The 16,737-nt window shown below is 68.2% G+C and carries 24 protein-coding genes; 18 read left to right on the forward strand and 6 right to left on the reverse strand.

The window, feature by feature from the left end; translation table 11 throughout:
* Positions 1–198 precede the first annotated feature (198 nt).
* Positions 199–1,305 (forward strand): type 2 isopentenyl-diphosphate Delta-isomerase, encoded by a 1,107-nt coding sequence (gene fni / locus MUN33_RS05670; RefSeq protein WP_244803906.1) that lies wholly within the window; start codon positions 199–201, stop codon positions 1,303–1,305.
* Between the two features lie 38 nt (positions 1,306–1,343).
* Here the strand turns inward: fni and MUN33_RS05675 are convergent, their stop codons facing one another.
* On the reverse strand, positions 1,344–1,697 hold the full coding sequence (locus MUN33_RS05675) for a MerR family transcriptional regulator (protein ID WP_244803907.1): 354 nt from the start codon (positions 1,695–1,697) through the stop codon (positions 1,344–1,346).
* Between the two features lie 72 nt (positions 1,698–1,769).
* Here MUN33_RS05675 and MUN33_RS05680 point away from each other — a divergent pair, with 72 nt between their 5' ends.
* The 3 genes from MUN33_RS05680 to MUN33_RS05690 all read left to right on the forward strand — a co-directional run bounded on the left by MUN33_RS05680 (position 1,770) and on the right by MUN33_RS05690 (position 4,495).
* Positions 1,770–2,996, forward strand: coding sequence for an MFS transporter (locus MUN33_RS05680; RefSeq protein ID WP_244803908.1), 1,227 nt, complete (start codon positions 1,770–1,772; stop codon positions 2,994–2,996).
* Between the two features lie 328 nt (positions 2,997–3,324).
* Positions 3,325–3,591: a hypothetical protein gene (locus MUN33_RS05685; RefSeq protein WP_244803909.1), complete on the forward strand. Its 267-nt coding sequence runs from the start codon at positions 3,325–3,327 to the stop codon at positions 3,589–3,591.
* Complete coding sequence (locus MUN33_RS05690) at positions 3,584–4,495, forward strand: zeta toxin family protein (protein WP_244803910.1); 912 nt, start codon at positions 3,584–3,586, stop codon at positions 4,493–4,495. The genes MUN33_RS05685 and MUN33_RS05690 overlap by 8 nt, the downstream gene beginning before the upstream one ends.
* Positions 4,496–4,647: 152 nt before the next feature.
* Here the strand turns inward: MUN33_RS05690 and MUN33_RS05695 are convergent, their stop codons facing one another.
* Both MUN33_RS05695 and MUN33_RS05700 read right to left on the reverse strand, forming a co-directional pair.
* Positions 4,648–5,832: an MFS transporter gene (locus MUN33_RS05695; RefSeq protein WP_244803911.1), complete on the reverse strand. Its 1,185-nt coding sequence runs from the start codon at positions 5,830–5,832 to the stop codon at positions 4,648–4,650.
* Between the two features lie 85 nt (positions 5,833–5,917).
* Positions 5,918–6,523 carry a TetR/AcrR family transcriptional regulator gene (locus MUN33_RS05700; protein ID WP_244803912.1) on the reverse strand — a complete coding sequence of 202 codons (606 nt, stop codon included), beginning with the start codon at positions 6,521–6,523 and terminating at the stop codon, positions 5,918–5,920.
* A gap of 204 nt (positions 6,524–6,727) precedes the next feature.
* On the opposite strand from MUN33_RS05700, the gene MUN33_RS05705 reads away from it, so the two are divergent.
* Both MUN33_RS05705 and MUN33_RS05710 read left to right on the forward strand, forming a co-directional pair.
* A complete protein-coding gene (locus tag MUN33_RS05705; protein WP_244803913.1) occupies positions 6,728–6,925 on the forward strand; it encodes a CsbD family protein in 198 nt (65 codons plus the stop codon).
* A 20-nt stretch (positions 6,926–6,945) separates the two neighbouring features.
* Positions 6,946–7,206, forward strand: a complete 261-nt coding sequence (locus tag MUN33_RS05710) for a lipopolysaccharide assembly protein LapA domain-containing protein (protein WP_244803914.1) — start codon at positions 6,946–6,948, stop codon at positions 7,204–7,206.
* Between the two features lie 16 nt (positions 7,207–7,222).
* Here MUN33_RS05710 and MUN33_RS05715 read toward each other — a convergent pair whose 3' ends face one another.
* Positions 7,223–7,957 (reverse strand): PIG-L deacetylase family protein, encoded by a 735-nt coding sequence (locus MUN33_RS05715; protein WP_244803915.1) that lies wholly within the window; start codon positions 7,955–7,957, stop codon positions 7,223–7,225.
* 137 nt (positions 7,958–8,094) lie between these two features.
* Here MUN33_RS05715 and MUN33_RS05720 point away from each other — a divergent pair, with 137 nt between their 5' ends.
* The 12 genes from MUN33_RS05720 to MUN33_RS05775 all read left to right on the forward strand — a co-directional run bounded on the left by MUN33_RS05720 (position 8,095) and on the right by MUN33_RS05775 (position 15,777).
* A complete protein-coding gene (locus MUN33_RS05720; RefSeq protein WP_244803916.1) occupies positions 8,095–9,036 on the forward strand; it encodes a tyrosine-protein phosphatase in 942 nt (313 codons plus the stop codon).
* Between the two features lie 49 nt (positions 9,037–9,085).
* Positions 9,086–9,604, forward strand: a complete 519-nt coding sequence (locus MUN33_RS05725; protein WP_244803917.1) for a mycothiol transferase — start codon at positions 9,086–9,088, stop codon at positions 9,602–9,604.
* A 15-nt stretch (positions 9,605–9,619) separates the two neighbouring features.
* Positions 9,620–10,093, forward strand: coding sequence for a MarR family winged helix-turn-helix transcriptional regulator (locus tag MUN33_RS05730; RefSeq protein ID WP_244803918.1), 474 nt, complete (start codon positions 9,620–9,622; stop codon positions 10,091–10,093).
* Between the two features lie 84 nt (positions 10,094–10,177).
* Positions 10,178–10,783 carry a DsbA family oxidoreductase gene (locus MUN33_RS05735; protein WP_244803919.1) on the forward strand — a complete coding sequence of 202 codons (606 nt, stop codon included), beginning with the start codon at positions 10,178–10,180 and terminating at the stop codon, positions 10,781–10,783.
* Positions 10,780–11,286 carry a tRNA-specific adenosine deaminase gene (locus MUN33_RS05740; protein WP_244803920.1) on the forward strand — a complete coding sequence of 169 codons (507 nt, stop codon included), beginning with the start codon at positions 10,780–10,782 and terminating at the stop codon, positions 11,284–11,286. The genes MUN33_RS05735 and MUN33_RS05740 overlap by 4 nt, the downstream gene beginning before the upstream one ends.
* Positions 11,283–11,603 carry a DMT family transporter gene (locus MUN33_RS05745; RefSeq protein ID WP_244803921.1) on the forward strand — a complete coding sequence of 107 codons (321 nt, stop codon included), beginning with the start codon at positions 11,283–11,285 and terminating at the stop codon, positions 11,601–11,603. Before MUN33_RS05740 ends, MUN33_RS05745 begins: the two co-directional genes overlap by 4 nt.
* A 38-nt stretch (positions 11,604–11,641) precedes the next feature.
* The gene (locus MUN33_RS05750) at positions 11,642–12,058 is read left to right on the forward strand and encodes a DMT family transporter (protein WP_244803922.1); all 417 of its coding nucleotides are present in this window, start codon (positions 11,642–11,644) and stop codon (positions 12,056–12,058) included.
* A 44-nt stretch (positions 12,059–12,102) separates the two neighbouring features.
* Entirely contained in the window at positions 12,103–12,648 is a 546-nt protein-coding gene (locus tag MUN33_RS05755) for a helix-turn-helix domain-containing protein (protein WP_244803923.1), read from the forward strand.
* The gene (locus MUN33_RS05760) at positions 12,645–13,379 is read left to right on the forward strand and encodes an ABC transporter ATP-binding protein (protein ID WP_244803924.1); all 735 of its coding nucleotides are present in this window, start codon (positions 12,645–12,647) and stop codon (positions 13,377–13,379) included. The genes MUN33_RS05755 and MUN33_RS05760 overlap by 4 nt, the downstream gene beginning before the upstream one ends.
* Positions 13,376–14,209, forward strand: a complete 834-nt coding sequence (locus MUN33_RS05765) for a hypothetical protein (protein ID WP_244803925.1) — start codon at positions 13,376–13,378, stop codon at positions 14,207–14,209. Before MUN33_RS05760 ends, MUN33_RS05765 begins: the two co-directional genes overlap by 4 nt.
* Before the next feature lie 18 nt (positions 14,210–14,227).
* Complete coding sequence (locus tag MUN33_RS05770; protein WP_244803926.1) at positions 14,228–15,049, forward strand: helix-turn-helix transcriptional regulator; 822 nt, start codon at positions 14,228–14,230, stop codon at positions 15,047–15,049.
* Between the two features lie 77 nt (positions 15,050–15,126).
* Positions 15,127–15,777 (forward strand): LysE family translocator, encoded by a 651-nt coding sequence (locus tag MUN33_RS05775; RefSeq protein ID WP_244803927.1) that lies wholly within the window; start codon positions 15,127–15,129, stop codon positions 15,775–15,777.
* A 28-nt stretch (positions 15,778–15,805) separates the two neighbouring features.
* Here the strand turns inward: MUN33_RS05775 and fdxA are convergent, their stop codons facing one another.
* Positions 15,806–16,129, reverse strand: a complete 324-nt coding sequence (fdxA, locus tag MUN33_RS05780; protein ID WP_244803928.1) for a ferredoxin — start codon at positions 16,127–16,129, stop codon at positions 15,806–15,808.
* 4 nt (positions 16,130–16,133) lie between these two features.
* Positions 16,134–16,736 carry a superoxide dismutase gene (locus MUN33_RS05785; protein ID WP_244802870.1) on the reverse strand — a complete coding sequence of 201 codons (603 nt, stop codon included), beginning with the start codon at positions 16,734–16,736 and terminating at the stop codon, positions 16,134–16,136.
* Position 16,737: the final 1 nt, after the last annotated feature.

A 16,737-nucleotide genomic window follows, 5' to 3' on the forward strand; every position in this document is an offset into this window, starting at 1 on the left:
GATGTAGATCCGTCCGGACGGGATGGGGTTCAGTCGTCGGCCTCACCTGTCGCCTAGGAGCGGAGCCGCTACGGTATCGTGCACATCGACACAGGCACCGGCGGCACCGGGAACCACGACGAGCCCCCTCGTCGCCCGGGAACGCGCCGACATCGGCGTGCTCGACGTGCACGACCACCAACCCGACGGGACGATCGAGTGACCGGTACCACGCCCACAGGCACCAACCGCAAGGACGACCACGTCCGGCTGGCCGAAGAATTGACCACCCGGACACCTGCGGCAACGCCCACCGGTGGCTTCCACGACCTGCGCTTCATGCACCACAGCTTCAACGGGCTCGCCCGCGACACCGTCGACATCTCCACCACCGTGACCGGGACACACTGGCCGGTGCCGTTCTACATCAACGCCATGACCGGCGGCAGCGAGAAGACCGGACAGATCAACGCCGACCTCGCCCGTGCCGCGGCCTCGGCCGGGGTGGCTATGGCGAGCGGCTCGGTCAGTGCGGCCCTGCGTGACCCCGCGCTGGAACCGACGTTCCGCACCGTCCGGGACAACGCACCGGAGGCCTTCCTCTTCGCCAATGTCAGCCCCGAAGTCACCGTGGACCAGGCACGTCGCGCGGTGGACCTGCTGGACGCCGACGCCCTGCAGATCCACGTCAACCCCGCACAGGAACTGGTGATGCCCGAGGGCGACCGCGACTTCCGCCCGTGGCTCGACCGCATCGCCGACATCGTCGCTGGGGTGGACGTGCCGGTGGTCGTCAAGGAGGTCGGCTTCGGGCTCAGCCGCGAGACCGTCTCCGAGCTGTCGGACCGGGGCGTGGGCACCGTGGACGTCAGCGGGCGGGGCGGCACCAACTTCATCGACATCGAGAACCACCGGCGGCCACGCCAGGAGTACAGCTACCTGTCGGGGTGGGGACAGACCACGGCGGAGTGCCTGCTGGACACACTGCACGGCGGGCGCCCGGTGCCGGAGGTCGAGGTGCTGGCCTCCGGTGGCGTACGCACCCCGCTGGACGTGGTCCGGGCCCTGGCGCTCGGCGCCGGGGCGGTGGGCGTCAGCGGGCACTTCCTGCACATCCTCGTCGACGACGGGCCGGACGCCCTGGCCGAGGAACTGACGGCCTGGGCCGAGCAGGTCCGCACGCTGATGACCCTGCTCGGGGCGGCGGACGTCGCCTCCCTGGCCGCGACCGACATCCTGGTCACCGGGGAGACCGCCGAGTTCGCCGGGCTACGCGGCGTGGACCTGCAGGCGCTGGCGCACCGGAGCGCGGCGTCTGGCGCGTAGCAGGACAGCAGCAGAACGGCAGCGGGACGGTGGCTGGATCACACGGTCCCGGCGGCGATCACGGTGGCGATCGCATCGCGTGAGGTGGTCAGCGCCTCGATCGATTCCTCGATACGTTCCTGTTCGCGCTTCAGGTCGGCGATTGTCTCCTCGCAGATCGGGGCCAGGCGTCCGGCCCGTTCGGTCAGGCACGGCAGGACGGTGCGGATCGACGCCGTGCTCAATCCGGCGTCCAGGAGCTGGCGGATCCGCCGGGCGACCTCGGCGTCGGTCGCCGTGTAGTCCCGGTAGCCGGAGGAGTCGCGGTCGGGCACCAGCAACCCCTGCTCCTCGTAGTAGCGCAACAGTCGGGGCGTGACGCCGGTCTGCTCCGACACCTCGGAAATCCGCATGGTGGGTCCGCTCCTTCGCCGTCATGGGCTGCCATTTGCCTTCACACCGATGTGAAGGTCGACGCTAGCAGAATGACTGATGACACCGCGCCCCCGCTCCCGCCCCGCGCGCACCCGGCCTGGGTGCTGACCGGATTCGTCCTCCTGGTGTTCTGCACCGGCACCGCCGAGTACCTCGTCGCCGGTGTGCTCCCGCAACTGGCGGCCGACGTCGGTGTGAGCACCGCCGCCGCCGGCCAGACAGTGACCGCCTATGCCCTGGGTGTGGCGGTCGGTGGTCCGGTGGTGACCATCCTGACCGCACGTCTTCCGCGTAAAGGGTTGGCATTGAGTCTCGGCCTGGTCTTCGTCCTCGGCACGCTCGTCACGGTCGTCGCCCCGACGTACGCATGGGTGATCGTCGGACGGGTGGTGTCCGCCTGCAGTCAGGCGACACTGTTCGCTATCGGGCTGACCACCGCGGCGGCGGCGATGGGACCGGGACGCCAGGGGAGGGCCGTCGCCATCGTCAGCTCGGGGCTGACCGTCGCCACGGTGCTGGGTGTCCCGCTCGGCGCACTGCTGGGCGGGAACCTCAACTGGCGGACGCCGTTCCTGGTCGTCGCGGTCGTCGCGGTGGCCGGAGTGCTCATCCTCTGGTCGTCGATGCCACGGACCCCGGCGCCGGCCACCGGGGTGCGCGACGAGATCCGGACGCTGGTGCGCGGACCGGTCCTGTTGGCCGTGACGACCACGGTGGTGGGGTTCGCCGGCGTCGGGATCGTCTTCACCTATCTCGTTCCACTGCTGTCGGACGTCACCGGGCTCGCCGCAGCGGTGATTCCCGCGCTGCTCCTGGCCTACGGTGTCGGCGGCTTCGTCGGCAACCTAGTCGCCGGACGGTGCGCCGACCTCGACCTGGGCAGGACGCTCATCGCGGTGTTCGGTGCCCTCGTCGTCACCCTGGCACTGTTCCCGCTGGTGGCGGAGCATCCGGCGCCGATGATCGTCATGGTGCTGGTGCTCGGACTGCTGTCCACCGCCACCATCGCCCCACTGCAGTCGCTCGTCCTGCGCCACGCCGGGGCCGCTCCGACGCTGTCGCTGGCCGTCAACGTCGGCGCCTTCAACATGGCCAACGCCGTGGGGTCCGCACTGGGCGGCGTCGGGGTGGCTGCGGGGTTGCTTCGGTGGGGCGGTGTCGGCGGAGCGGTGTTCGCGGTCGTCGGCCTGGTCCTCGCACTGCTGGCGCTCAGGACGACGACGCAGACTACGGCGGCACAGGCAACACAGTCAACAACTCAGGAGGATCACCAATGAAAGCTGCGGCAGGGGGCGGCGGTGTTGGATCTGGGCGCTGATACCGTCGCGTCAGACCTCTGCTCGAACTGCATCACACTGGTCTGGCGCTCCAAGCCCACGACATGGCGGCAGCCCGATAGTACGAGCAGAACATCAGCTTCCGCGCTGCGTCCTCGGGTAATCTGGAACCGCAAGAAAACGCCGAACTAGACGCAATGGCGCTGGGACAGACATCGAGGGCGGTGCACCCTCGATCTTGACCAGGTCCGATTCATCACCATCTTCGCTGTTCATCGCCTGTTTTCTGTGATAGATTGCGAGGGAACACAGGGAGGTTTATATGCTGTTGAGTCCCACGAAGGGCCAGATCTACTTCGCCGAGTACGACGTGATGAAGTCGGTGGCCGCCAGCTTGGGCGTGGCCTACTCCAACCGTCGCCGCGCGGCGAGCACCGAGGCGGAGCGGCTGTGGTGGGAGTCGCGTCGCACCGCACTGCGCGAGTTTGTCGCTGCGGCGGTGGACACTGACCGTGAGGATCTTGTGGGCCGCACCCGGTTGATGCGGGACGAGTTCGACCGAATCGGTGGCCTCGGGTCCCCTGGTCGTGACTGACCGCCTCACTGCCGCTGATTTCCCGGTCTCTGCTGAGCGCAGGGCTGGGATTCTTGCTGACCTCACCGCCGAGATGGATGTGGATACGGCGCGTTCGGCGGTTCCCTGTCTGACGTTCGTCACCGGGCAGCCGGCCGCCGGCAAGTCCCGGACGATCGACCGGATCTCCGCCAGGTTCGGCACCGCCCCGGTAGTCTTGGACTCCGACGTGATCCGGCTAAACCACCCGATGATGGACGAGATCATCTCCCGTGATCCCCAGCGCATGGATGTGCTGTCCAACGGGCCGGTCGGCGAGTGGATGTCCGGTCTGATCGAGCATGCCCGGGAGTCCGGGTACAACGTCATCATCGAAAACACCTTGACCAACCCGTCCCAGGTCGCCGAGACCGCGGGGAAGTTCCACGAGGCCGGCTATGAGGTCCGGGTCGCCGCCCTGGCCGTCCCCGAGGACGACAGTCGACTGGGGATCGTGCAGCGATACCTCACCGGCCTGGACAACGACCCCTATCCCCGGTGGACCACCGAACGATCCCACTCCTCTGCCTATACCGGCATGGTTGACGGGCTGGAGCAGATCACCGGGGTGGTCGACGCGATCGAGGTCTACAGCCGGTCCGGGGAGTCGCTGTACTCCGGGGTCGACGGCGCGGCCGCAGCCACGGCGGTGACCGAGTACCGGGGTCTGCCCAAGGACGCCGACCAGCTCGCGCTCTGGGCCGCCGGGTACCTCGGTGTGGTGGACCGGCTCACTGAGCCGGGGATGATCACTGAGCAGACCCGTACGGTGATCCGCAACCTCCTGCACGATGCAGACCGCAACATCGACCTGGTCGATCTGCCTGATGCCCACCTCCACCTGCATGGCCTGGTCTTCGACGCCAGTCCTCCTCGACGCCGGTAGCGAGCCCTGATCCGCTCAACGCCGACCCGCAGGTGTCCTCCAGGGGGCCCGCGGCACCTCCGCAGCCCGGCGGCTCTCACGAGCGCGAATAGTCCCCGAGAAGGCGGACACGCACGGGCCGCATAGGGAGATCGGCTGGGGTTGGTGTTCCTCTATGGCACCGGAGTAGCTGAGGAATCGATGAGGATCACGCTGCCGTTCCTCCGCGTGGTCTGCATCGCGAGCACCACCGCGGCGAGTACGGCGAAGGCGACGCCGGTCCACATGGCGACCGCGGGGTCGTCGCCGACGAGACTGATGGTCACCGCGCTGATCGCGGTTCCCAGGGTCACTCCCATCGTGATGACCGCGGTGTGGACGGTGCTGACGAGGTTGCCGGTACCGCCGACCTCCGCCACCCGGGTGACCAGTGCAGGGTTCATCGTCACCCCGGCCAGGCCCACGACGAGGACCGTCGCCACGACCAGTGGCGGGACCTGTCCGAACAGCGCGAGCAGTGTCAGGGCGGTGAACAACAGCGCGTGGCCGAACCGGAGGACAGCGACGGCGTGCCGGTCGGCGAAGCGTCCGACGACGAGGTTGCCGATGAACGAGCAGGTGCCGTACCCGAGGAGGATCACGGTGGTGGCGTCGGACGAGAAACCCGCGGTCTGCTCCAGCAGGGGAGTGAAGTAGGAGAATGCCGCGTAGGCCGAACCGATGGTCAGTAGGCTCACCAGGTACCGCGACCACAGACGGGGCGAGCGGAGGTTACGCACGTCCTGCGCGGCGTCGTCCTGGGAGGCGGCGTCGCGGTGGGGAAGTGCCAGTGCGCTGATGATGAACAGGAGCAGTGCGGCGGCGCCGAGCACGTAGAAGCTCGACTGCCACCCCCAGCGTCCGGCGATGAAATGCGACAACGGCAGTCCGATGACGGTGCCGACCATGATGCCGCCGAGCACGATCGACACCGCCTCACCGATCCGGGCGGGTGAGGGAGCCAGGCGCGCCCCGTAGGTCACCGAGAGTCCGAACGCGGCACCGGCGAGGCAGCCGGTCACGATACGGAGCAGCGCCAGCCACCAGTACTCGTGGACGAGCGGGACGAGGACCTCCAGGACCGCGTAGGCGGCCACGACCAGGAGGAGGGAGCGCTTGGGCGGGCTGTGCCGGGCCGCGAAGGCGAGGAGTGGCCCGCCCAGGGCCATGCCGAGGGCGTAGAGGGAGACCAGGAGTCCGACCTGGCCGGTGCTCACGCCCAGGTCGTCCGCTATCTCGGGCATCATGCCGGCAACCTGGAGTTCGCTCATGACCACAACGAGGATGGTCAGCATGAGCAGGTACAACTGCTTGGGCATCGAGGGGTTCTCTTTCTGTATTTGAAAGTCCAAAACGTGGACAGGGGTCGGTAGGGAAGCGCCCTGGTCGGGGCTGTGCGGTGGGTCAGGCTGTCTTCAGGCCGCTGAGCGTGAGCTCGACGACCCGGCGCAGTCCCTCTGGCCCGGTTCCTGCCTGGGCGAGGACGCGGACGCCGGAGATCAGCGAGACGACCGCCAGTGCGGTCTCGTGCGGTGGAAGGTCCGCCCGCAGGCTGCCGTCCCTCCGTCCCGTCTCCACGGCGGCGACGAGCAGGGACGTCTGGCGGGCCAGGCCACGGTCCAGGAGCTGCCCGATGCGCTCGTCCTGTTCGACGAGGTCAGGGGACATGCGCGAATTGACGACCATGCAACCGGCGGCATGGCCGTGCTCGGCCGCCGTGGCCTCCTCGTCGAGGATGAGGTCCATGACGGCGTCCAGCCGTTCGGCGCCGGTGAGGTTCTCGTCGTCGAGAGCGTCCGCCTGCCGTCCGCCGGTGTCGGTGATGTAGTGCTCCAGTGCCCGGACGAAGAGTTCGTCCTTGGACGTGAAGGCGTTGTACAGGCTGCTGCGGCGCACGCCGGCGGCCGTGCAGAGCTGCTCGGTCGAGGTGTCGGCGTAACCGTGCACCCGGAACTGGGACACTGCGGCATCGAGGACGGCGGACTCGCTGAATTCCCGTGGTCTGGCCATGTCGGCGACGGTAGCACATTTTGGATAGTGGAGTACAAAAAGGCCAGCGGTGGTACGTCGACGGCTCGCTGTCGGCCCCTGCCAGCGTCGTGAGGGTCACGGCCCGGGCACGGAGCGGTAGCAATTCGCTAACAAGGTGAGCGAAATTGGCCGGATCGGTCTATGCTCTGAAGTGCCCACTCCACCTAGTGAAAGGACACCATCATGGGGTTCGACGACAAACTCAAGAACACCGCCCAGGACGCCGCCGGCAAGGCCAAGGAGGCCGCCGGGAACGCGACCGACAACGACAAGCTCAAGGGCGAGGGTAAGGCGGACCAGGCCAAGTCCAGCGTGAAGGACGCCGCCGAGAACGCCAAGGACAAGATCGCTGAAGGCATCGACAAGATCACCGGCAACTGACGGTAGGGAGGAGTCCACCGATGAACGCTGACACGTCCGCACCCGACACCACCACCCGGCGCCGGTCGTCTGTCGGCCTGGTGGTCACCACGGCGATCGTCGTGATCGTCGCTGTCGCGCTGGTCATCCTGATCGGCCAGAACACCGAGCAGGTCGACATGGGCTTCCTCGGATGGGAATTCGCGTTCCCGCTCTCCGTCGGGCTCGTGGCGGCGGCCGTCGGAGGCGCGATCGTCGCGTTCGCGCTCTCCGGGATCATCGCCTTCCGTCGGAGACGATGACACCGACGCCGCGGCTCTACAAGGAGTGCCGTCGGAACGCCACGGCATGCTCGACGCCCGCGAGCGCACCGGCCTCCGAGGTGACACCACCGATGAGGTCACGGGGCGCCGGGTGGTCCTCCAACGCGGCGAGGTAGACCTCGTGCTGCTCCAGGGAGGCGATGCTGCGTTCGACCGCCTCGACGGACACCGCGACCGCGTGCGTCGCCGGTCCCGACCCGAACATCAGCAGCTGGTCCGCCTGCCACCGGTCGAGCGGCCGCCCGTCGTCCGAGGTGATGTCGGGGAAGACCCACCGGTTCCCGGCGTCCCGCGCCGCGTCGAGGGCTACCGTCCCCGCCACCCGGTGGTCGGCCTGGTTCAGGCCCCACGGCATCTCCATGTCCCAGCCCAGGGTGACCACGGTGGTCGGACGAACGTCCCGGACCACCGCCGCCACCGCCTTCCGCAAGTCCAGCGAGTACTCGAGCACACCGTCCGGGAAATCCAGGATCCGCAGGTCGTCGACGCCCACCTGGGCGCACGCGCGACGCTGCTCCTCGGCGCGGGCCGGTCCGGTCTCGGCCGGGGACATCGAGTCGATACCGGCCTCCCCGGACGTCAACAGCAGGTACGTGACCGGGATCCCACGGTCGGTCCACTCCGCCACGGCGGCGGACGCACCGTACTCCATGTCGTCCGGGTGGGCGACGACGCACAGCACCCGGTCGCGGTCGTCGAGGTGAAGAATGTCGAGACGGTCGTCGGGCATGGTCCAGCCTCCATTGCGGCGAAGAAACGTTCACGGCCGGGACGGGCGGTAGACACCCTCCGTCCACGTAGTCGTCATTCAAGCACGGGAACATGACGGTCACCACCCCTGATCACGCCGTCCCCAGCGAAGGACCCATGACCACACGCCCCGCCCGCTTGTTCCCGCACCGTCGTGTCCTCCGCCCGCTCCGTGCCCCGGCGACAGTAGCGGTCCTCGCCGCCTCGATGCTGCTCGTCGGGTGCCAGGTCCAGCCGGCGGGCGGTGTCGCCGGGCTGACGAACGTCGCCCACAGCGTGCAGGCCCCGGTCCTGGACACACCGCGGCTGGACACCGCCGACAACTTCCGCGACCTCGCCGGCACGGACCACGCCTACGACACCGGCGACGGCCACATGGCCACCGCCTCGGTGTACCGGTCCAACGCCCTCGAGGTCAGCGACGGGGACCTCGGCACCCTCGAACGCCTCGGCGTCTCCACCGTGGTCGACCTGCGCACCGACACCGAGATCGCCGAGCACCCGGACCGGGTCCCGGCCGGGGCCGACTACGTGCACGTCGACGTGGTCGGCGGCGCCAACACCGCAGCCAACCCCACCGACGGCCTCGACGTGAACTCCCCGGACGACGCCGCGACGATGCTCGGCGAGCTCAACCGCAGCTTCGTCACCGACGAGGGGATGAGGGCACAGCTGGGGACGGCTGTCACCGCGATCGTCGAGGCGAACGGGCCGGTGGTCTTCCACTGCACCGCCGGCAAGGACCGCGCCGGGTGGTTGAGCGCGGTCCTGCAGCTCGCCGCAGGGGTCACGGAGAAGGACGTCGTCGCCGACTACCTCGCGACGAACGAGTACTCGCAGGAGCGTATCGACGCCACCACGGAGCAGATCAGGGCGCGGGAGGGGGACGCGGCGGCGGAGACCTACGGGGTCCTGCTGGGGGTGCAGGAGAGCTTTCTGCGCTCCGGGCTGGACGCGATGAAGGAGTTCTACGGGGACGTCGACACCTACCTGGTCTCCGGCCTGGGACTCGACGTCTCCACCGTGCTGGAGTTGAAGGAGAAACTCGTCGAGGGGTGAGGCGGCGGACCGGCCGCGCGAACGGCCGGTGCCGTGGTTGACTCGGGGGATGGGCTCTGACGACAACACATCCACCGACACTGCATCCACCGACCACCGGTACAACGCCGTCGTGTCCGTCGTGACTGAGATCATGGACAGCTACGACGCCGCGCTGGACACCCTCGACGACGACACCGTCAACCAGTCACCGGTGCCCGGCGTCGTGAACACGGCGTTCGCGCTGGTCACCCATGTCCACGGCATGGCACACTTCTGGGGCGGCGCATTCATCGGGGGAGAGGACATCCCGCGTGACCGCGACGCCGAGTTCCGTGCGACCGGGACGGTGGCACAGGCGCATGCGCTGGTCGGGCAGGTCCGCGACAGGGTGCCCGGGTGGGCGCGTATCGCCCTCACCGAGGGGATCCGTAACCGGGAGGCCACGGGGACGTCGCGGCGTGACACCGCCGAGGTGACCCCCGAATGGGTCCTTGAGCACATCGTCCACGAACTCGCCCAGCACCTCGGCCACCTGGAGGTGTGCCGTGACGTGGTGGGGGTTGACGCCGCGCCGGGGCATTGCTAGCTTAGGTGCATGCACATGCAAGTAGATGACACACCGGACGATGTCGGCGAGGCTGCCACGGTCGCGTGGTCGACCGTGGCGGCGTTCGCCTCCGCCGTCGACGCGGACCTGGACAAATGGCTGGCCGCCCGCTACCGGGTGGGGCTGACGGAGTTCCGTGCGCTGACGTTCCTCGGCGACCTCCCGGCGAGGGAGTTGCGGGTCAGCGAGCTTGCCCAGCGTCTCGGGCTCAACCAGAGTTCCGCGACGAGGCTGGTCAGTCGGCTCGAGTCCAAGGGGTTCGCCTACCGTGACGTGTGCGACGACGACGGTCGCGGTGTCTACGCCGTCCTCGACGGGGACGGGGAGGCGCTGCTGCGCGACGCGAGGGGGCCCTTCGCGCAACGGGTCCGGGACGTTCTCCGGGACCTCCCGGGGCACTTCCCCCACCTCAGTGCAGGCGCGGTCGACGGGGCACTGGAGGACGTCCGCTCGTTGCTGAAAGGCTGACGCCCACGGTGCCCGTCCGTGGGCGCTTTTCCTTGCCTAGAAACATGCATGTGCATACATCAACATCTACGACAGGAGATCATCATGACCACCAGCATCGACGTCTATCTCGACTACGTCTGCCCGTTCTGTTTCCTGGTCGAGCCTGCGCTCGACGAGTTGAAGCGCGACCGCGACGTCGACGTCACGATCCGCCCGTTCGAGCTACGTCCGGACCCGGTCCCTACGCTGCGCCCCGAGGACGACTACCTGCCGCGCGTCTGGGAGGCGTCGGTGTACCCGATGTCCGAGCGCGTGGGGGTGCCGGTCACCCTGCCGACCGTGTCTCCGCAGCCGCGCACGGAGAAGGCGTTCCTCGTGCTACAGCTTGCCCAGGAACACGGGAAGGCCGAGCACTACACCGAGGCGGTGTTCACCGCGTTCTTCCGCGAGGACAGGGATATCGGTGACGAGGACACGCTCATCGACATCGCGACCTCGGTGGGGCTCGACAGGGCAGAGGTGGTCGCCGCGCTGGACAGCAGCGACCGACGGGCGCGGCACCGGGCGGATCTGGACCATGCGGTGACCACCGTCGGGGTACAGGCTGTCCCGGCGATCGCCGTCGACGGCGTCCTCATCCCGGGTGTGCCCGGTGCCGCCCGGTTGAGGAAGGCCGTCGACCAGGCGGGGAAGGGGAGTGGCGCATGACCCGGGGCACGACCGGCGACACGGCACTGATGGTGTCCGCCGTCGAGCACGCGATCACCCACGTCCGGCACGGTGGCCTCCCGTTCGTCGGGGTCGTCGCGGACGGTTCGGGGCGCCTGTCCTGTTTCGGGACCAACGACGTCCGTGACACCGGTGATCCCACGGCCCACGCGGAGATCGTCGCCATGCGCGACGTCCTCGCGCGCCGTGGGGCCGGCGGCCTCCGGGGGATGCACCTCTTCGCCACCGGCGAGCCCTGTGGGCTGTGTTTCCGTTTCGCCGTGGACCACGGCGTGGCCGCCATCTATGTCGCAGTCGACCGCGACCGCGTTGCCGGATACGGCTTCGACTACCGGGCGAGCTACCGGCACTTCGGGGTCGACGACGATCTCCGGGCCCGCCTGCTGCGTCCCCTGTCCGTCCCCCGGGACGGCGAACCATTCACGCACTACCTGACGCTCAACACCATCAACACCATCAACAACGAAGGAACATCATCATGAACTGGCTCTACCTGGCTATCGCCATCCTCTTCGAGGTCGCTGTCGGCATCTCGGCAGGCAAGGCCAACGGCTTCAAGCACGCCTGGTGGACGGTGTCCACCCTGGTCTCCGGTGCGATCGCGACGTTCTTCCTCAGTCTGGCTCTGCTCACCTTCGACGTCGGGGTCGGCTACGCCCTGTGGACGTCGCTGGCCGGTGTCGGAATCGTGGTCGTCGGGGCGCTCTTCCTCTCCCAGGCGCTGACCTGGAGAAAGCTCGTCGGCATCGGTGTCGTCATCGCCGGGGTCATCGGTCTCAACCTCGCCGGTACCGCGTGACCGCCATCCTCCCCACCTCACTCCGAAAGGACTTTTCCATGACCACGAACACATCCACGGCCCCACTGTCGACCGACCCCGCACCAGACTCCGCCGACGGAAAGGCCGGCCCCTGGGCCGCCCTGCTTGTCGCGGGCCTCTTCGAGATGGGCTACGCGCTGAGCGTCAACGGCAGCGAGGGGTTCACCAACCTCCTCTGGTCCGCGGTCGCCGTCGTGTTCTTCCTGTTCACCCTGTACTTCCTCAGTGTGGCGCTGAAGCGGATCGACGTCGGCATCGGATACGCCGTCTGGGCCGGTATCGGAGCCATCGGTGCGGCGATGCTCGGGCCGGTCTTCTTCGACGAGACGCTGACGCTGTTCAAGGGATTCTGGTTGGCCGTGATCATCGGTGGCGTCGTCTGGCTGAAGCTGGCCGACAGTCCGAAGCTCGGGGTGTCGTCCGCCGCGGCCTGACGTCCGGGGTTCACTATCATTATCAATAATGATAGTGTTCGGGCATGGCCACAGCATCAGCACTCCTCCACCCCGTCCGGCTCCGCATCGTCCAGGTCCTCCGCGACGGCGACGAACTCACCACCCACCAGATCCGCGAACTGCTCGGCGACGTCCCCGTCGCCACCCTCTACCGGCACGTCGCGGCCCTCGTGGACGCCGACGTCATCCAGATCGCCGACGAACGGCCGGTGCGGGGGACGACCGAGAAGATCTACCGCATCGCCCCCACGCTCGCGAACCCCACGGCGGAGGAACTCGCGGCGCTCACCCCGGACGACCTGCTCACCCTCTTCACCGTGTTCACCTCCGGCACCATCCGCGACATGGACGCCTACCTGCAGGCCGGGCCACCGGACCTCGTCGAGGACCGCGTCAACTTCGCCCAGGCAGACTTCTGGGCCAGCGACGACGAGATCGACGTCTTCCTCGGCACCGTCACCGACGCGCTCCTTCAGCTCCGCCAGAACCCGCCACGGGCCGACCGCCGTCCACGGCGCCTCACCACCATCCTCATGCCACGCGACGTGCCGGGGGAGGAGACACCGTGACTGCGCCGAACGACAGCGCCGTGGCCGTCGACCTCACCGTCGGCTACGGAGACCACACCGTCCTGGGTCCGGTGGACTTCTCCCTGCAATCCGGGGTGACCGCCCTGCTCGGCCGCAACGGCTCAGGGAAAACCACGTTGATGCGCACACTGTGTGGCATCATCCCGCCCCTCGGCGGACACTGCACCGTCCTCGGCACCGAGGTCCAGGACAGCTCACCGGTTCGCTCACGCATCGGCTACCTCGGCCACGAGTCAGCCCTCGCCTCCGCCCTGACCGTGCAGGACAACCTCCGGTTCTGGGAGTCCGTGACCGCCACCTACCCGGACGTCACCCTGCTGGGAACACAGGACCTGGTCGATCAGTTCGATCTCGGCGACCTGCTGCAGAAGAAGGTGGCACAACTCAGCCGGGGCCAACGGCAACGCGTCGACCTGGCCCGACTGGCCATGACCGACCCGCGGTTCATCGTCCTCGACGAACCACTGACCGGGCTCGACCCCGTCTACGCGGCCGGCACCCGCACACTGCTGCGCCGGTGGGGAGAGGAACGGACCGTGCTCTACTCCACCCACAGCGTCCCCGAAGCACTGGAGATCGCCGGACGGTTCCTCGTGGTTAGCGGCACGCGGCTGGTCAGCATCGGCGCAGACGGGGACGGCACCGACGACACAGACGGCACCGACGTGACGGAACGGACGATACTCGAGGCACTGGAGGCGACACCATGACTGCTACGGCCAGAGGGACGAACAGAGGGACTACCAGAGGGACGACAGCGCGGAGCATCGCCTTCGCACGCCGGGCATGGCGGCAACAACGCAGCACAGCCGTGTGGCTGGCCGCGGTGATCGGCGCCCTCCTCGGCGTCCTCGTCGCCACCGGATCCGGCGCGGTCGACACCACCGGACTCGACGGCCTCGTCCCGGCACAGGGCACCGGACTGGTCACCGTCCACGACACCGCCGGCGACCTCCTCCCCATGACGACCTACCTGTTGACCATGACCCCGGCGATGCTGGGAATGCTCGTCGCCATCGTCGCGACACTGACCCTGCCGGGAGTCACCGCCGACGACGTCCGCGGTGGAGGCATCGAGGTGCTCCTGGCCGGTCCCGTCCCGCGCCGGGCGTTGTTCCAGTCGTATCTGGGTGCGGGGCTCCTGCTCACCGCCGCGTCGTGGCTTGTCGCCACGGTGGCCTTCGGGGTTACGGCGGCCTCGGCCTTCCTGGTGACCGGCACGACGGTGACCCTGACGCCGGCGTTCGGGGTGGCGCTGGTCGCCGTCCCGTTCGCGATGGCGGTCTGGTCGGCCACGGCCACGCTCCTCGGGGCGTTGCTCTACCCTGGCAGCCTGGAAACCACGGCGGGGATGAACGGCGGGCCGATCCGTCTGCTCGCCCTGCTGCCCGCGATGATCGCCGTGCCGACGGTCCTGCTGCTGCCCGGGTGGGTGCTGCCGGCACTCGGCCTGGTGCTAATGTTCACGGTCCTGGCCAGCGTGGCGGTCGTGGCCTTGACGGCCCGGGGGTTCCGCAGCACGAAGGTGCTCAGTGCCTGAGAGGTAGTCTCGTCAGCGATGGCAACCACGAGGACAACGGCACCGGAGTTCCACCGCAGTACGGCGATACCGTCGCTGGAGCTTCGGCGGTCCTGCCGCGAGAACACCTGCTACCGTCCGCACACCCACGACGTCCTGTCCATCGGGCTCATCGACGAGGGCAGTTCGGTCCTCACCGGCCCGCTGACGGGACCGGTGCAGCTCGCCCCCGGTGACGTCGTCGTCATCCCGCCAGGGCACGTCCACTCCTGCAACCCGGAGGCGGGACGATGGAGGTACCAGATGACCCACCTGGATCCGGCGTGGGCGGACGACCTGGTGCGGGCGACCAGCGGTGCGGCAGGGGTCCGCGTCCTGCGGTCTCCGTCCGTCTACACTCAGGTCACCAACGTCAACGACGCGATCGCCGCGGACCGCCCCGCCGCCGAGTTGGAGCGCGAGCGCCGCGGGCTCGCCGACGTGTTCAGGCATGCAGAGCAGGAGGAGTCGATGACTGTCCCGACGATGCCTGCTCCGACTGACGGGCATCTCGCGGCGGCGCAGAGACTGCAGCCCGTCCTGCACCGTCTCCGGTACGACGACACCACGCCTGCCCTGGACGACCTGGCGGAGCTGGTCGGGTTGAGCCGCTACCAGCTCATCCGGGCAGTGAAGCAGGTGACCGGGTTGAGCCCGGTGGCGTGGCGGCAGAACGCCCGGATCCTGGAGGCCCGACGGATGTTGCGCTCCGGAGCGGCGATCGCCGACACCGCGAGCATGCTGGGATTCACCGACCAGAGCCACTTCCACCGGGTGTTCCAGGCACATGTCGCGACCACGCCCGGCAGCTACCGGGGGTGAGGCCACCGGGGTAAGTACGCACCCGGGCGCAAGAATGTACAAGACGTCGTGAGTGGCGGTGCCCGACACTCATGGGCATGGACCAGTTTGCCGCCGTCGCCCTCGCCCACTTCCTTGCCTTGTTGATTCCCGGGGTCGACTTCTTCCTCGTCCTGCGGCTCAGTATCGCCGAAGGCTGGCGGCGTGCCAGCGCTGCCTGCCTGGGCATAGCGGTCGCCAACGGGATCATCATCGCGGCCGCGTTCTCCGGGCTCTCCCTGATCCAGGATCCAATCGTGCTGGGCGTGGTCCACCTCGCCGGAGGGCTGTTCCTCGTCTATATCGGCGTGGCGTTCCTCCGGTCGGTGGCGGGGGAGCAGATGGACGGCCTGCAGGTACCGGAGCGCACGGCGCTGCCTGACGGGACGCGTGGTACGAGTAGAGTGCCATGGCTCAGGAACTTCGGTCTCGGCCTGACGTCGGGGTTGCTGAATCCGAAGAACGCGCTGTTCTACGTCAGTCTGGCGACCGCTGTCTCCGGGGCGGATCCGATGGCGCTGACGGTTTACGGCGCGTGGATGGTGGGGCTGGTCCTGGTGTGGGACCTCATGGTGGCACTGCTGTTCGGATCGACGAGGGCGCTGCACAGGCTCGGACGCGTCGTGCCGTGGCTGACACGGACAGCGGGGGCGTTCCTCGTGGTGTTCGGTGTGGTCATGGTCGCCGAACTGCTCGTCGAGCTGGGGTAGGGCGCCCACCGTGCCTACCCCGGGTTCTCTACTCCTGGTTCTGCGGTGGCAGGGCGGTGATCGCGGGGTGGTCGGTCCCGGTGGGACCGATGCTGTCCGCCCCGCCCGGGGAACCGATCTCGTCGAAGAACGCGACGTTGTAGTCGATGTAGTCCTCCCACTCGTCGGGGACGTCGTCCTCGTAGAAGATCGCCTCGACCGGGCAGACCGGTTCGCATGCACCGCAGTCGATGCATTCGTCCGGGTGGATGTACAGCATGCGCTTGCCCTCGTAGATGCAGTCGACCGGGCACTCTTCCACGCACGCCCGGTCGAGGACGTCCACACAGGGCTGGGCGATGACGTAGGTCATGCGGTCAGGCCTTGGCGGCGGCGAAGCGCTCGGCGACGTCGTCCCAGTTGAACACGTTCCACACGGCCTTGACGTAGTCGGCCTTGACGTTCTTGTACTGCAGGTAGAAGGCGTGCTCCCACATGTCGAGCATCAGCAGCGGGGTGAGGTTGACCGAGATGTTGCCCTGCTGGTCGGTGAGCTGCTCGACGACCAGGCGGCCGGCGATGTGGTCGTAGCCCAGCACGGCCCAGCCGGAGCCGTAGAGGCCCAGGGCTGCCGAGGAGAAGTGGTCCTTGAACTTGTCGAAGGAGCCGAAGTCGCGGTCGATGGCCTCGGCGAGTTCGCCGGTGGGCTCGCCGCCGCCGTTGGGGGAGAGGTTCTTCCAGAAGATGGAGTGGTTGGTGTGGCCGCCGAGGTTGAACGCGAGGTTCTTCGACAGGGCGCGGATCTGGTCGGGGTTGGTGCCGTCTTCGCGGGCCTTCTCCAGGGCGTCGAGGGCGGTGTTGGCGCCGGCGACGTAGGTGGCGTGGTGCTTGTCGTGGTGCAGCTGCATGATCTCGGCGGAGATGTGCGGCTCGAGGGCGTCGTAGTCGTAGGGGAGGTCGGGAAGCTCGTACACAGCCATG

It is taken from the genome of Corynebacterium kalidii, from assembly GCF_022869005.1.
Taxonomy (GTDB): Bacteria; Actinomycetota; Actinomycetes; order Mycobacteriales; family Mycobacteriaceae; genus Corynebacterium; species Corynebacterium kalidii.